Source organism: Candidatus Villigracilis sp. (assembly GCF_057083605.1).
On sequence record NZ_JBXMTI010000094.1, the window covers coordinates 1 to 14,470 of the forward strand.

The 14,470-nt window shown below is 48.5% G+C and carries 12 protein-coding genes and 1 CRISPR repeat array; of the genes, 1 reads left to right on the forward strand and 11 read right to left on the reverse strand.

Translation table 11 applies throughout. The features are described 5' to 3' along the window. Nucleotides 1-69: 69 nt before the first annotated feature. Nucleotides 70-1,147: a CRISPR direct-repeat array (repeat unit 37 nt; unit sequence GTTTCAATCCCCTTGATCGGGGAATTTTGATTCATAC). Between the two features lie 295 nt (nucleotides 1,148-1,442). Continuing rightward, on the forward strand, nucleotides 1,443-2,636 hold the full coding sequence (locus tag AC14M5_RS13600) for a WYL domain-containing protein (RefSeq protein WP_484030216.1): 1,194 nt from the start codon (nucleotides 1,443-1,445) through the stop codon (nucleotides 2,634-2,636). A gap of 17 nt (nucleotides 2,637-2,653) precedes the next feature. Here AC14M5_RS13600 and AC14M5_RS13605 read toward each other — a convergent pair whose 3' ends face one another. The 11 genes from AC14M5_RS13605 to AC14M5_RS13655 form a co-directional block, all read right to left on the reverse strand. Then, a complete protein-coding gene (locus AC14M5_RS13605) occupies nucleotides 2,654-2,821 on the reverse strand; it encodes a hypothetical protein (RefSeq protein ID WP_484030217.1) in 168 nt (55 codons plus the stop codon). 36 nt (nucleotides 2,822-2,857) lie between these two features. Continuing rightward, a complete protein-coding gene (gene cas2 / locus AC14M5_RS13610; RefSeq protein WP_484030218.1) occupies nucleotides 2,858-3,139 on the reverse strand; it encodes a CRISPR-associated endonuclease Cas2 in 282 nt (93 codons plus the stop codon). A 39-nt stretch (nucleotides 3,140-3,178) separates the two neighbouring features. After that, entirely contained in the window at nucleotides 3,179-4,240 is a 1,062-nt protein-coding gene (gene cas1, locus AC14M5_RS13615; protein WP_484030219.1) for a CRISPR-associated endonuclease Cas1, read from the reverse strand. Between the two features lie 109 nt (nucleotides 4,241-4,349). Further along, a complete protein-coding gene (locus tag AC14M5_RS13620) occupies nucleotides 4,350-5,651 on the reverse strand; it encodes a reverse transcriptase domain-containing protein (protein WP_484030220.1) in 1,302 nt (433 codons plus the stop codon). Between the two features lie 63 nt (nucleotides 5,652-5,714). After that, nucleotides 5,715-5,939, reverse strand: a complete 225-nt coding sequence (locus AC14M5_RS13625; RefSeq protein WP_484030221.1) for an extracellular matrix/biofilm biosynthesis regulator RemA family protein — start codon at nucleotides 5,937-5,939, stop codon at nucleotides 5,715-5,717. Continuing rightward, nucleotides 5,923-6,372: a ribonuclease HI family protein gene (locus AC14M5_RS13630; RefSeq protein ID WP_484030222.1), complete on the reverse strand. Its 450-nt coding sequence runs from the start codon at nucleotides 6,370-6,372 to the stop codon at nucleotides 5,923-5,925. Before AC14M5_RS13630 ends, AC14M5_RS13625 begins: the two co-directional genes overlap by 17 nt. Continuing rightward, nucleotides 6,369-8,600, reverse strand: a complete 2,232-nt coding sequence (locus AC14M5_RS13635; protein ID WP_484030223.1) for a hypothetical protein — start codon at nucleotides 8,598-8,600, stop codon at nucleotides 6,369-6,371. The genes AC14M5_RS13630 and AC14M5_RS13635 overlap by 4 nt, the downstream gene beginning before the upstream one ends. Nucleotides 8,601-8,624: 24 nt before the next feature. Then, nucleotides 8,625-11,474 carry a tubulin-like doman-containing protein gene (locus tag AC14M5_RS13640; protein WP_484030224.1) on the reverse strand — a complete coding sequence of 950 codons (2,850 nt, stop codon included), beginning with the start codon at nucleotides 11,472-11,474 and terminating at the stop codon, nucleotides 8,625-8,627. 14 nt (nucleotides 11,475-11,488) lie between these two features. Beyond that, nucleotides 11,489-13,786 (reverse strand): VWA domain-containing protein, encoded by a 2,298-nt coding sequence (locus AC14M5_RS13645; protein ID WP_484030225.1) that lies wholly within the window; start codon nucleotides 13,784-13,786, stop codon nucleotides 11,489-11,491. A 114-nt stretch (nucleotides 13,787-13,900) separates the two neighbouring features. Then, complete coding sequence (locus AC14M5_RS13650; protein ID WP_484030226.1) at nucleotides 13,901-14,263, reverse strand: hypothetical protein; 363 nt, start codon at nucleotides 14,261-14,263, stop codon at nucleotides 13,901-13,903. Then, nucleotides 14,260-14,470: hypothetical protein (locus tag AC14M5_RS13655; RefSeq protein ID WP_484030227.1), on the reverse strand; the 211-nt coding region annotated here is incomplete at its 5' end. The genes AC14M5_RS13655 and AC14M5_RS13650, both read right to left, overlap by 4 nt.

The following is a 14,470-nucleotide window of genomic DNA, read 5'->3' on the forward strand; positions in this document are numbered from 1 at the left end:
ATCCCCTTGATCGGGGAATTTTGATTCATACCGCCACAAGTTTTCGGAGAAAAGCCATTGCCATCTCTAGTTTCAATCCCCTTGATCGGGGAATTTTGATTCATACAACAAAGGAGAAGAAAAGATGAAAAATGCAGTGTATTTGTTTCAATCCCCTTGATCGGGGAATTTTGATTCATACTTTGATGCATCTCCCCGAATTAATAAGGGAAGATGAAGTTTCAATCCCCTTGATCGGGGAATTTTGATTCATACTGTCGACGGCGCTACAATCTTTAGATTGTGTGATGTTGGTTTCAATCCCCTTGATCGGGGAATTTTGATTCATACATGATTCCGATACGGAAAAATGTGTTAAATTTACCTTAGTTTCAATCCCCTTGATCGGGGAATTTTGATTCATACGCAAAGCAATGGGGGGTAATCTTGGAAACCATCTTCTCGTTTCAATCCCCTTGATCGGGGAATTTTGATTCATACTTACCGACGGCATATATCGTGTCATGTCGCTTGACGAGTTTCAATCCCCTTGATCGGGGAATTTTGATTCATACAAGGATTTGGACAAGACGCATCGCGTTTGCCATATCAGTTTCAATCCCCTTGATCGGGGAATTTTGATTCATACCCGTGGAGGACATCCTTGCCGCGGCTGCCGACTGACATCGTTTCAATCCCCTTGATCGGGGAATTTTGATTCATACCCTCCTACAGCATAAAACTGTATTGAAGGAGAAAAAAAGTTTCAATCCCCTTGATCGGGGAATTTTGATTCATACGAAACTGGATGAAGAGCGCAAACGGCGACTTGCCCAAGTTTCAATCCCCTTGATCGGGGAATTTTGATTCATACGCGTTTGCCGACGAAGGCCACTGCCTTGTTGGTGAGTTTCAATCCCCTTGATCGGGGAATTTTGATTCATACATCCGTCACAATGACCTCCGGAGGGCAAATCATCACAGTTTCAATCCCCTTGATCGGGGAATTTTGATTCATACGGAATACTACTTCTTGTCAGTTCAGGTTCGCATGAAGTGTTTCAATCCCCTTGATCGGGGAATTTTGATTCATACCCCCAGTGCCGGATTCGAACGAGGCAATTCTATTATGTTTCAATCCCCTTGATCGGGGAATTTTGATTCATACTCTGGCTTTTTAATCGCCACAAATCAAATCTAAACGCATTATATCACTACTTATCTCCTGCTTGTACCAACTCTGCGAACCTCAGTGACAGCAAACGAAAGTTCATGCAAAACTCGAATAAGACCGTTGGAAACCATCGCTCTCAATCGCTTGTAAACTCGCCCAAACTCGTTCAATCGCAATGGATCGGAATTTGCGAACGGTATCGGCCTGTATGCGATCTTCTTCACAGCTTGCAGGGTTTGCATTTTGCAATCGATTTTCGTACAATGCGATTCATCAAGGATCATATCGTATGCCATCCAGATCTGAATTATACCCGGCTGTTTATGTCATCTTCACACTTTTGAGTGCCATTCGACAAGGTATTGAGCGCAAAAATATCTGGCGTGAATTTCGCAGGCAGAAGATCGTACTAAAGCCGCGCCTGGCATTTTGGCTGGCCATATGTCAGGAAGCTGGGTTGGTTGATAACTACGAGAATCAATTAAGAGTTTCACGCCATGCTCGCGCCTGGCTGAACAAAACATCTGAAGAGCAAACCTTTCATCTGATCGACTCGTGGCAGAATGCGCCAAAGAACAAAAAAGCGCGTCAATTTCGCAAAAAGCTGTTATGGAAATTAAAATATGATAAACCGCTCACAATGAAGGATTTGAGCATGGTCAACGGGGTGGAAGCATTAGGTTTATACAAGGAAGGTCACCTTACTAAATGGGGTGAATTCTTTATCAAAGGCGAAGGCAAACTGCTCGCCCCAAAACTAAATGGACCCTGTAAAATCCATGACGGTCAATTCATCGCATCCCTTCCCCAGCATATTGATCTTTTATGGGAGTTCGAAAAATACCTGCGACCTATCGCCCCAGGTAAATATCCCCTCACCAAACGGGCTCTACATTTTTACAAGAATGATCCCATTATTCTGGTAGAACTGATGGAGAAAGGCTTGCAAGCAAAAATACCTGAACACACGAAAGCATTTCTTCTGAGGCAGCCCTCCATTCGAGTTGCCGAAGGCATCATGCTTGAGTTCTCCTCTCCTGCCGAGTTGCAGCAATTGCGCCGTCAACCGGCCTTTAGAAAATATATCGATGAATTTCTTTCCCCTCAGCGCGTGCTGGTTTCCAACCAAAAAGCAAACATGCTTTTTAAAATGCTCAAGCGTCGAGGAGTATGTATCAATATTCACGAGGAACAGCCTGAGGCGAGACCGAAGCGTACACACTTTCCTCACACTCCCAAAAATATGCTGCAACCTGTCGGGAAGAGCCTCCCCAAAGTGGAAATCATCGAAATGTACCAACACTGGGGACTGGCTTTAGATATTTGGTATCGCGCGCCAGGTTTCCCTGCCGAACAACGGCGCATAACGCCACTCTCTATTGAAAAGCGCGGCGAGCATATTTTTGTGATCGCCTACTGCCAGACTCGCCGTGCTCAAAGGATGTTCCGCCTGGACCGCATGGAAGTGCCGGGGACATATTAGTCTCGCGACGACACCATTTATCTTCCCATTTTCCCTTTCACCCATAGAACCGTCGCTGCCACGACCAATGCTAGAAAAAATACACGGCGGCTCTTCTTCACAAACCAGAACATGAAACCTGGTAACTCACCAGGAGGCAATGCCCCGGATTTGATGTCTTTGATAATATTGAGTAATTCACGCATGATATTTTCCTTTCTTCGGGCACATACTATCCAGATTCATTGCAGGATAAAAATACGCTCATCCACTGTTCGCACATCACCAAGCCGTTCAATACGTTTCACATCTTCCGCGCCTAGAAAATAGAAACGGATACTGTCTTCCCTGTCGCTCAATTTCCTTAACCGTTTGCGGAGGTCGTCGATCTCGCGCGGTTTGAGGTTGCACTCAAATACGCTGTACTGTACGCGTGTGCCAAAGCCCTCCAAAGTTTTCATCACCTTGTAGCGGCGACGGTTGGAGCGAATATCGTAACTGACGACAAGGAACTGCGTGTTCATCCCTCATCCCTACCCTTCCCCCAAATCAGGAGCAGGGAATTAGCGGACTGTAAAAGGCACATATTCACTCACCTCGCCAAGGATCAAACGCGCCATAGCCTGGGCTTGCATTTGAAAGATATTCCGATATGAAACCTGCTGACTTTGGTAGCTGAACATGGATTCATCATTAACCCGGTTTTCATACATGGCAATGATTTTTTCACGCCCACTGCCGGCCAGATAGACCGCGTGAACACTGGCACGCGGTTCCTCGTTTTCATCACGTTCGCTTTCTTTTTCGGAAAGGTCCACCTGCTCAAAATCGTCAAAGGAGACAAGGGGACGGTTCACTGCCTCAAGGACAATTGAATCAGCTACGATGGGGCGGAACTCTTCCATGAGATCAAGCGCCATTGAAGGACGGCCATAATCAATAACATGGAAGAAGCCAAGATAGGGATCGAGCCCGATCAGTTCACAGGCAGTAGTCATATCGCGCAAGATCAGTGAATACACAAAAGATAGCAGGGCATTCACCGGGTCTGGTGGTGGGTAATAAGCGCGTCGGTCAAAATTCCATGAACCGCCTTCAGACGGCGGGCGAAGCAACCGCCGCAGTAAACCAAAATACTCTTTTGCCGCCTGACCTTCCATGCCGCGCAATTGATCAGCATCCTGCGAAGTTCCCACGCGCTTTAGCATATCGTCCATTGCGGATAAAGCCCTGCCGGCCCAATCTGCTTGTTCTGCGTGGCGCTGCACCACAGCACGCTGATTGATGATCTTGCCGCGCACAATATTCTGGGACGCCTGCAGGGCAAACAGCGGGTCAGACGCAACGAGGGATTGCTGGTGGCGCAAGCGGCCATGCTTATGCTCTGGGCCAATCATGCGCGAAACGTATTTTCCTGTTCCAGTTAGATAGACCACATCCACACCGTTGCGGGTCAACGCGTGAAGCGCTGAAGTAGAAATACTTACGCCGCGTCCCATCAAAACGACCTGGTCAATTTTGATCAGAGGTACAGCTTCCAAAACTTCCTCGCCGCGCTTCACCAGCAGGCGATCATGGTCTTTGTGCAATTGCGCACCGGGTTGGGTTAAATAAAGTGTAGACATATTTTTCTCCTTTTCTTTATGTCGTTGCGAGGCAGGCACTTGCGCTTCCTGCCGAAGCAATCTCCTCGGAATCGGAGATCGCTTCGCTAAGACCGCTCGCAACTAGGTGTTACTTAATCACAGATCCAAGCCATTCCAATTGCTGATCAGGCGACAAAATGCGAGTCTTGGACGTGTTGGCTTTCAAATGAAGGCCTGCCAATGATCGCAGCGCATCGTTATATGCCACCTCTGCCTTCTCCTGTGTCGGGCAAAGGATGACCCAGTCATCTGCAAAACGCGCCAGGTGATGCCCCGCATTTGAGATGTTTACATCGAAGGGGTGTAAATAGATATTCGCAAGTAATGGTGAAAGCGGACTGCCCTGTAATACACCCACAGGTGCGGGGCCTGCCTTGCGGTTCATAAAATATGCGGTCACAGCTGCCGCAGCCGCCAACCCTGCAAAACCACCCACTGCCATTGCATTTTTCTTCAACAACCGCCTGCCCACCGGGGATGAAACAGCAGTCTTCAAAGCAGAGCCAGCCTTTGTGAAAATCCCTGAAGCGCGATTGCGAAGAAAACCCACCCCAAACATCATGCCGCTGACAAGAGTCTGGCGAATGGCATTCCTTTTCAATTGTGAGACGACAGCATCTCTTTCAGGGTATGGAGAGGCCAGGTTGGCTGGACCAGGCTCAGTTGAGTATGAGGCGGGGTCTTCATCATAGTAATATCCACCATAACGGGCATATGGATCCGCCCGCTGAGCAAAGGATTCAAGCACCCATTCAAAGCCTTGTTTTGCATAGCTCTTTACATTCTCAACACGTGTGGCAAATTGCATATCCACATTTTGAGGCGGGCCCATCTGCATGACGCCTACATCGAGCCAATTTTGTAAAAGCTCAATTGCGCGGGCATCCTTGATCTTATGTTTGAGAAACATTAGCAGCAGGTCATGGTCAAGCGTATCGAAACAGGCGGCAATATCGCCATCCACCACCCAGCCATTTTGAAGCGCGCGCATTTTCTGCACATGTGTTATGGCCTGGTTTAGTGAAATGCCGGGGCGAAAACCAAAACTGCACGGAAGGAAATCAGGCTCCCAAAGCGGTTCCAATACCTGTTGAGCTGCGCGCTGCGCCACGCGGTCACGCACTGAAAGAATTGCCAGTACACGCTGTTGACCATTGTTCTTTGGAATGGAAAAATAAGACGGCGGTGTGGGCTGATACCTGCCCTTCACGAGCATGTCATGCAGGACCTTGATCTGCGTAGTGAGGTCATGTTCAAACTCATCCAGCGAAACACCATCTGGTCCCGAAGCACGCTTGCGACGATACCTGGGAATATTGCCGCGCACCGAACGCCAGGCAGAAAGTAAATTTTCAGGAGCGCTGATCAATTCAAGGATTTTGGTTGTCATTTTTCTCTCACTTTCTTCTGAAATCACATAGTGCCACATAAAATAACCAAAGCAATTATTAATTCATGTATCAATCGGCAGGTCTGATTTTGTAGCCAGCACCACGTGCCCGCTGTCCAAAAAGAAAACCCATTTGCAGGCTCGCCCAAACGTCAGGTCAATCAAACGCCCATCTTTACGGGCTAAATTAACAGCGCGGCGGATTGGCGTTGAATCAAATCGTCCCACCGCCACAACGCGCTGACGGGCCACACTTCCACCGGGTCCTACATCAAGCAACTCTTTCATTGGATTCCCTGCCATCTGCAGCATCATTCGCCAGCGCATCTGCCAGGCGATTCTTTTCACGCGGGATGTGATGGAAAGTGACTTTTTCAAATTCGACGATCAAACCACGCAACCGCATCTGTGCCTGGCGTAGAGCTGGCGCATGTGCCGAGGCGATACCACTCATCTGATGCACCAAAACCTGACTATCGCTATATAGTTTGATCTCACGCGGGTTGATTCGTAAAGCGTGTAATAATTCAAATGCCATGATCGCGGCGGCATATTCCGCTTCATTGCAGGTCATGCGTTTTTCGCGTTTGCACCACCAATGAATAATCCTGCCTTTCTCATCGCGCACGATTGCGGCAAGCCCGCTCACGCCGTGCTCCAGGCGAATAGCGCCATCTGTATGGACAACGTAGCATTGAGGTCTTGCAGAAAAGATATTCATGTGTTCTCTTCTATATGAAACTCAGCTTTCACACTTTCATCCAGATCTACATACACTGACTTTCCGCGCTCAAAAAGTTGGCTCAAGGCTGAAAAGGGAATCATCCTCCTCACACGGGAGCAAATTGCAATATGGGCATCATCCGTTGCAATCTCCTGCCAGGCCTGCATATCACTTTTCAAAATGGGAAATAAAGATGAAGAGCGCGGGTCATTGCTTTGAAAGAATTGCATTTGATAGGATGAGCCGCTTCCCGTTCGGTCAAAATTGGGTCTCAACAATGGAACCGCTCCTTGTGATAACGAAAAGGCCAGCTCATTTGCAGACAATCCATTGCGATGATGGAGGACATCTTCCATATCCACTTTCAGTAAAGGCTGGTAGACATCCAGGCAAAAAGCGTTCAGACGCCCCTCAAAAACTTTCGAGCCAGCCTTTTTCCATTCATCAAGGAACTTCTGCTCATTTAATAAAGCATGGCGAAACCCATCATCCGGGCGTTTGCCGTAATAATAGGCCCAGGATATGACAGTCTCATTTAGTACGGATGGGCGGAACATGGATGGCGCGTTGATCAATAAAGTCGTTTTATCTGCAAAGCGGGTTTGTAATTTATCGAGCATAGATTGCAAACGATTAATAGACCTGATCTGTTTATCTAGGTCTGCCACCCAGCCTTTACACAAGCCGGTCAATTTCTGGTTGAGGGTCTCCTCCATCCACACTGCATATTTCTGTTCCAATAAGAAAACACTGGTCTGCCGCAAGTCCAGCAAATTTTTCAGCTCCGTCCGCAAAAAGATCAGGTTGAATAGCTGAATTACTGGCTTCATCAAAAAAGCGGGCAAACGAAAAATCCAATGCGGCGGTTTGCGAAGCAGGCGCATGGTTTTATCCAATAACTCCAAACTGGTCTTTACCCGCGCTATCCAATCCTGTTCAAGCATTGACAAGTCGGATGGAATGGATTGTTCTTCCAGCAAAGTTCGGCGAATCCGTTCCAGTACCAGTTTGGAGGCACGCAATCCGCCGGGATACAGGCGTGCTTGTTGTGGAAGTGAATGCACAAACGCGTTCATCTGTTCAACAAATTCCCGATTCAGTCCTTCTGCATTTTTGTTCAGCAGGCTGACTTGCTCTGGTAAAATTTTTTCTTTGAATTTAGTGTCATATGCTTGAATGGTCTTTGTCCAATCCTCCATTGGAATATCTTCAAAACGCAAATCCGAGAAGTGGAGTTCAAGCCCCAGCCCGCCCGAATGAGAATGGAAAAGGCTGTCTCGGCATAAGCGCATTGTCCATGTTTGTTGATTGGCATGATTCGCGACAAAATCTCCAGCGAACTCCTCCACAGGCCCAGGGTCTGGAATGATCTTTGAATGGAATTCAGACTCAATGATTTCAGATCCCAAACGCAAGGCGCAGGCTTTTTGCAATTGGTTCACATCAAAAACCAGGGCAACAGCGGATGCGCCGCAGAAATACGCGCGGCTCTCCTCTGCATCCACCTGCGAAGTCTGGTGGGCAAGGTACTGTGCCAGGCCGCCTGAAAGCAAAGCCAATAGAAAATTTCCAAGAATGGTCTCCACTTCAAGCACATCATGGGCCTCCCATACGCCCTCCTTATATCGGTCGAACAGATATATTTGGGGCAGGTTGAAACGCTCGCGACCATTCAGGAGGCCGAGGATATTTTTCAAGCTAATATATGTATTTACTTCTGCCAGCGGATCTTCGTCAAAGACTGCCGTATTCAACAACAGATGAACTTTTGTGTATGGCTCATCCACTACAAGCGTTTGAATCAGCGGTAGCAGCACCAACAGAGCAGATGCACCGCCTTCGGCCAGATCGGCTACCAGGATCACATCCAGAGGCAGAGTCGCCTTCCCTCCCAGTCCGACTTCGAGCAGCTTTTCATGTGATCTCAACTCATGCAATGCGGACCGAATTCCAGCTTTCAAGTTATCTGCCAGTTCAGTTGCTCCTTCGTAGGCTTCTTTCCATGAACACGATTGATCCGCTTTTCCCTGAGAGGTTTCGCTGATGGGAATCAACGCGGCACCATCTTTTCGCGGATGGGCGTTCACCGCCAGGAATTGGGTCGCGGCTTTGCGGCGTGGGTCGCTTTGAAAAAATATTCTCTCTACTTCCGCAATTGCCGCAGTCATCGAAGCACCAGTCACCAGCACCAGCGCAGGTGTAGATAGCATGGATGTGGTTGTCATATCATCCTCCTTTCCTATTTATCCCTATAACTTTCCAAGCTGCATCTGCTTGGCCAGCAAGGCGCGGATCTCTTCGTCATATTGTTTGCGCAGGTCGCCATCGGGAGCCATGCGCGAAAGCGCCTGTTTATGCTCGGCGATGCGTTCATCCAAAAGCCGTATGGCAGCCTGGTTTCCCATGTTGACAATATCCCGCTCGATCAATCCTTCGGCCACTCGTAACAGGTCATCGCGCTGCACAAAGGCATCCTCGGCTTTTTCACGTCCCTGATCCAGGCGGTTTTCACGCTGTGGGCGGATATTACGATTCGTGTATTCCTTTTCAGGGTCAAAATAGTAGAAAGTACCGATTTGGATCACATACCCAAAGGCTGCCGCACTGGCAAAGATGTGCCGCGCTTCCAATTTTTCTTCAGGAATCACTTCATCTGCGAGAAAAGCTTCAGGGAAGATATGCAGCGGGTCGAGGCCCTTGCGCTTCAAGTCGTAATAAACCTTGTAATCCTGCATATCGCGCAGAAGGAAGGAAGGCAAACCGTGCTGCACGCGGGCAAAGTCAACCCGATGTTTGAAACCGGTGGACTTGACCTCATATTGCGGGTCATCGCGGTATTTGGCCGGGATGAGGTCGCTATTTTCATCCTCCACCCCGATCATGCTCTTGCCCTCCTGGCCTTGAATACCGCTGTTCGCATCATATTGCCAGAAGGGATGGCAATAGCGCACCAGACGATTGAATTGTTCCTCGATTTTTTGCGGGGCCAGCTTGCCATAAAATTGCGACATGGCGGTAAGCAGCGAGGTATTTTCCACTTCCTCGGCGAAATAGCTGCGTGCATGAGATTTCAACCTCTCCACCCACTCGCCTTCACTCCAACTGGAAAGATGGTCAAGATTTTCAGCCTTGGCACACTGCCCAAAGGAGCGGTAGACAGCCACCGGGTCCAGCATGGAGGCGCGGGCCTGATAATAGGATTGGATGAAGTCCGCACCCACTGCCTCCACAGTTAATTCATATATGCCATGGTCTGAGGATGAGGGCTTCAAACTACTTTGTGCGTTCTCTTCGAGCCTTTCCAGCACACGTTCCAGAGAATTCTGAATGGCTGAGATCGCTGATTTAAGTTTGCGGGAATAATCGCCCAATTGCTCATAAAGGTTCGCCGCCTGCCTCTGCGCCTGCAACTGCAAAGTGCGCTGGTTGGTTTCGCCCATCCAACTTAGGCAATCATTACGCACACGATTTAGGCCATCCTGCCAGGATTTACGAAAGAAGGCTTTTTGCGCTGAACGAACCGCATCACCAGACATAGCCCGCAAACGCTCACGGGCTTTGAAGTAGTTTTGTTCAGCTTGTAGAAGACTTGCTTCGTTTGTCCCTTGTTGATTCAGTCGCGCTTTGAATCCATACAATGAAAACGTGGCTTCAGGCACATTTTCCAGCGTTGTCAATTCAGCGGTTAATTCATTGAGTACCGATTGGGCAAACCGTGAACCGCGCTCGATCACCAATGCAAAGATTTCCTCCTTCAAAGCCCGTTGTGAATGGTTGAGCAAGTTGACTGCTTTTTCGCTGATCTTGTTCTTGATATATTCGCGGTCTTTCCCATTACTCTCCTCCTGCAACGCCAGCATGCGGCGCATTTCCTCCACATCCTCCGATTTGCGAATGGCAGGCACATTCAAACTGCCGACCTGTTGGCCGTTCAACAAATCTTCGAGGATGTGCTCATCGCGCAGGCGCAGCCGTCCCATTAAAGCGGATGCGGCTTCCTCAACTTCCTTGCGGTCTGGGTTGGCCAGGCAGGCATTGCGGATCATCAATTGCCCCAGACGTGCGCTGGAAAATCCCAAAATCTTTTCAACAGGATAGACCAATGAAGCTGCCGCCATTGAACTGAATGATCGGCGCCGACCCTGAAATTCTTCAAGAAGAACGCTGACATTGGCGTTGAAGCCTCGAATCGCGCCGCCAATGGAGGAGCCAGTATCCAGGAAGACTGCCGAGGCGATCATGTTGAAGATATCGTCCTCAGAGTTCAGGCGATTGCCGGCCTGGTTGCCGATCTCCACAACGAAATTCATATCAAAAGGAGGCGCTTGCACGCTCAACGGCGCGCCTTCGGGGTATGCCACGTTCCAATGCGGATTTTCTATCAGGTGATTGCATTCCTTGAACCAGGCATAAGTATTCGCACGGATACGTTCACGCTGTGTGGGTGTTTCATTCTTGATCGCCTTATCCATAATGGAAGGAAGCAAGGCTATAGACATCACTGTGGGGTTTGCCTCACGCAATAAGTGACGGCATAGATAAGCGACATCGAAGGCCATTGAACTGCCTGTCCCGCCACATGTGGAAAACAAAATGACAACGCGCACGCTGCCGCGCTCCACAACAAAGTGCATACCATCTTTCGACATGCGTTCTGTTGCATCGATGTTCTCAATTTGTTGAATGGATTCGCAAGCCAGGCGCAGCTTATCAATGAAGGCGGGCCCAGAGTTACGATCATTGAACATACGAAACAGGGACAACCTACCCACCAGACGCATCTGTCCCGCGCCACGATTGATGAAGCCGGCCTTCAAGCGCGATTCGCGCGGCCACCAATTCCGAATGGCGGGAAAATTATTGATATTCGCCAGCACTGCGTCGCCATTGAAACCAGTCAACTCAGCGCGTTCCACTGGCACAAACCAGGATGAAACATGCGGATCAACCGTACTGTCGGCATCCACCCACAAATGGCGAAGGATCGGGACATCACCATAAGCCTTGCGCAACAAATCCTTCAAACGCCAGCCGATCTGTGCAGAACTGGTTCCCAGGTAAATGAACAAGGTTGGTTCAAAACGAATTTCGGTTTGCATTTGTTATCTCCTTCTTATTCACCGCTATCACTCAAATATTGAAATTCATGCGTTCCCATGCGGAAGGTCTCGCCATGTCGCAGCACAAAACGGACATTCTGCTGGCTGTATCCTTTCCGCACCTCGCCAATCGGCTCCAGATATACATCCATACCGTCTGGTGTTTTTTCGGTTATCACGCGCGCATGTTCAGGTGCAATGTCGGCCTGTGAGATCATCACATCACATGCCGCGCCGCTTCCAACCATCAAAGAAACTTTTTCAATAGCAGTCATGTCAATTTCCATCGCCAGAGCTGGGTTTTCCCCAATTTTCCAATAACGCAGGGTTCCACTAACAGGAGACGGAAGCGCGGCTTTTCGAGCACGTTTGATTGACACTGCCGCAGTCATAGCCAGCAACATGAGCGCAGTGCTTAAATTGATTGGGGTTCGGCAGCGCGCATAGAAGCCAGGGAATTGAGCATCGATTTGAATCCCCGCTTCAGGCTGGACCTCCAGTTTGTCCCTGCCTTCGATCCGCATTCCTACACGTGCGGCTTTTCCTCCCAATCCTTCAGGGACCATCAGTTTCAATTGAATATCCTGCTCGCCCTGTTTGACCTTCAAGACCTCAGGTGTTACCTGCCAGCCATTGGGAGTATAAAAATGCAAGGCTTCTTCATGGCTGGAAGTGACAGAAAGAAAAAGGGACAATTCATTTGAGGATGAAAAACAGGCGGCAGATATATGCAGATCTTTCACTTCTACGTTTACAAAGGGAATTACAGTTACATTGAATGTGCGTTCAATGTTTGATTGGAATTCCACGCCTTGAAACTTCGCATTTTGTGTTTCAAAGGTGACCTGGTATTCGCCATCTTCCACAGGGAGGAATGTGCCCACATAAAACCCTGAACCTTTCATTACAACCTTATCCACCTGCCCGGATGGAGATGTGACCTGAGCTATCACTTCTCCCGGATCGAGAGCCGTCATCCCGTCCAGGTGTACTCGAAACGTAATGACAGCACCGCGAACTTCGACTTTGTCCTGCGGCAAATCCACAACAAGTTCAGGAAATTTCGTCACCTTAACCTGTGATTGAGCCTGCACAGGGATCGCGTCCTTCCAGCCTTGAACAAAGAAAAAGTACGCACCCTCAAGATTTGGGGTTGGAAAGATGCGGGTGTAATTCCCATCATCGGCAACAGCGTCACCGTGCGTGCCATCGTCATAGAAGCGATCCAAACTCGTTTGGCTGCCATCTGGAGATGTGACCAAGGCAGTGAAGATCGCATTACCGATGATCCTTGTGAAATTGCCAGCGGATATTTCCTCAAGCAGGTTGACGATGACTGGCAACTCTTTTCCAAGAGGGTGAACCGCACCCGGTTCCACAATCTGCGCTCGCAAGCGTGAACGCAGGATTGCCCAAGCCTGTACTTCACCCCCTCCCTGGGTGCGGAAGGCATACACTCCGCCCACCGGATTTTCCAAAGTGAAGAGTGAAAATCTCGGATCGGTTGAATGGTCATTGGAAATTTCATTTCCAGCCGGCCCGAATAAACGGACTTTCGCGTTTTCTGCCTTTTCAAAAACAAATGTTGCGGAGTTCACATAAGGCGCAAGCGCCTGGTCGATCTCCATCGAACCATTGGAATTGAATTTTTCCCCGCCGATCACAGTGCGATCTTTGATCTCGCTCAATACTTGCAGGAAGGCATTCAGGAGATCAGAAGCATCATTTGCCGGTATTACTGTACCGTCCGTGGTGGCGGCCATGCGATCAAGAAATGGAGTTTGTGCAGCCGAGGTCAGAGCAATTGCCAATACTGGCACATTTAGCGAGCCGGCCAGGTCAAGGGTTTCTCGCTCGTACTGTGGGTAGTAATTCTGAATCTCGGGTTTTCCATCTGTGAGCAGAACGATGACAACCTTCTCACCGCGAGAGTTTGTATGAATCAATAAATCTTTAGCATCTTCCAGTGCTGCTTTGACATTTGTATATCCATTTGCCGCTGGCAGTTGCAGGTTGTTCAATAATTTTGCACCCTCAGCCTGCCAATCGATGTTGACAATGCCATCGGTCATCACTTCTGATCCAGTGGAGAACAGGATGAGGGCCAGCGAATCATCCAGGTCCAGCAGCGAGGCGAAGAGGCGAATCCCTGTAAACCGCAGATTACCTGGGTCGCTCGTCTTCATGCTGCCAGAGTTATCCACGATCAATATCACAGTTATGTGTTCCGCAGGTTGAGCAGCTTCAACTGGCGTTACACCCAGCGTTAATATCAGCAAGGCAGCCATAAAAAATAAATAATATTTTTTCATCATCTCACTCCTGGTGATCCTCTGTAAAACAAGAGCGAGATATCGTCGATTTGTTAAACAAAGAAAGCAACCAATCTTAAGGTTGCTTTCTTTTGCCGATCAATAAATTAGAAGCTATGCAAACTTGATGTTGCGTAAGATCGGTCGCATGGAATTTTCAGGCATTTCAATCGTCTTCAGGATCAATGGCAGGTATTTTGCAAGTTCGCTCTCGGGGAGCAGACCTATTTCCAATGCCAATACTTCTTCCACGGAACAACCTATCTTTTGCGCGAATTGTGATCGTGAGATGTGTTTACGTCTTCGCAATATGCCAATGGTCAAGCCTAACATCTCCAGAGGCGCGGGTTCGGCATCAATCGGCGGTATTTCCATACCTTTCTGGCAGATCATTTGGGCGGCGTTCCACAAAGTTTCTGCCGGGAGAAAACCTTCTCCGCTATTCTTTTTATCCGAACTGGCATCTATTTTTTTCAAACAGCAATCACCTCCTTTAAGATATTCAAAAGAATTGCACTTTCACCACCTCCTCCTTTCTTTTCCTTTTTTGAAAGCCAAATCATCTCAAGCCAGGTCGTTATTGAACTACCCAACCTGAGAATTTTGATAAGACAAACATTAGATTTACTCATAACTATGGATACCTGTAAAAGACCTTTAGATTTGGGTAAGGTCCACCCCGGC

Bases quoted from the DNA above. Each gene is read 5' to 3' on its own strand.
- AC14M5_RS13625 (WP_484030221.1), bottom strand. From the start codon at position 5,939: ATGAAAGAGTTGCTTGATGTAGGACCCGGTGGAAGTGTGGCCCGTCAG.
- AC14M5_RS13600 (WP_484030216.1), top strand. From the start codon at position 1,443: ATGCCATCCAGATCTGAATTATACCCGGCTGTTTATGTCATCTTCACA.
- AC14M5_RS13605 (WP_484030217.1), bottom strand. From the start codon at position 2,821: ATGCGTGAATTACTCAATATTATCAAAGACATCAAATCCGGGGCATTG.
- cas1 (WP_484030219.1), bottom strand. From the start codon at position 4,240: ATGTCTACACTTTATTTAACCCAACCCGGTGCGCAATTGCACAAAGAC.
- AC14M5_RS13640 (WP_484030224.1), bottom strand. From the start codon at position 11,474: ATGCAAACCGAAATTCGTTTTGAACCAACCTTGTTCATTTACCTGGGA.
- AC14M5_RS13630 (WP_484030222.1), bottom strand. From the start codon at position 6,372: ATGAATATCTTTTCTGCAAGACCTCAATGCTACGTTGTCCATACAGAT.
- cas2 (WP_484030218.1), bottom strand. From the start codon at position 3,139: ATGAACACGCAGTTCCTTGTCGTCAGTTACGATATTCGCTCCAACCGT.
- AC14M5_RS13645 (WP_484030225.1), bottom strand. From the start codon at position 13,786: ATGAAAAAATATTATTTATTTTTTATGGCTGCCTTGCTGATATTAACG.
- AC14M5_RS13635 (WP_484030223.1), bottom strand. From the start codon at position 8,600: ATGACAACCACATCCATGCTATCTACACCTGCGCTGGTGCTGGTGACT.
- AC14M5_RS13620 (WP_484030220.1), bottom strand. From the start codon at position 5,651: ATGACAACCAAAATCCTTGAATTGATCAGCGCTCCTGAAAATTTACTT.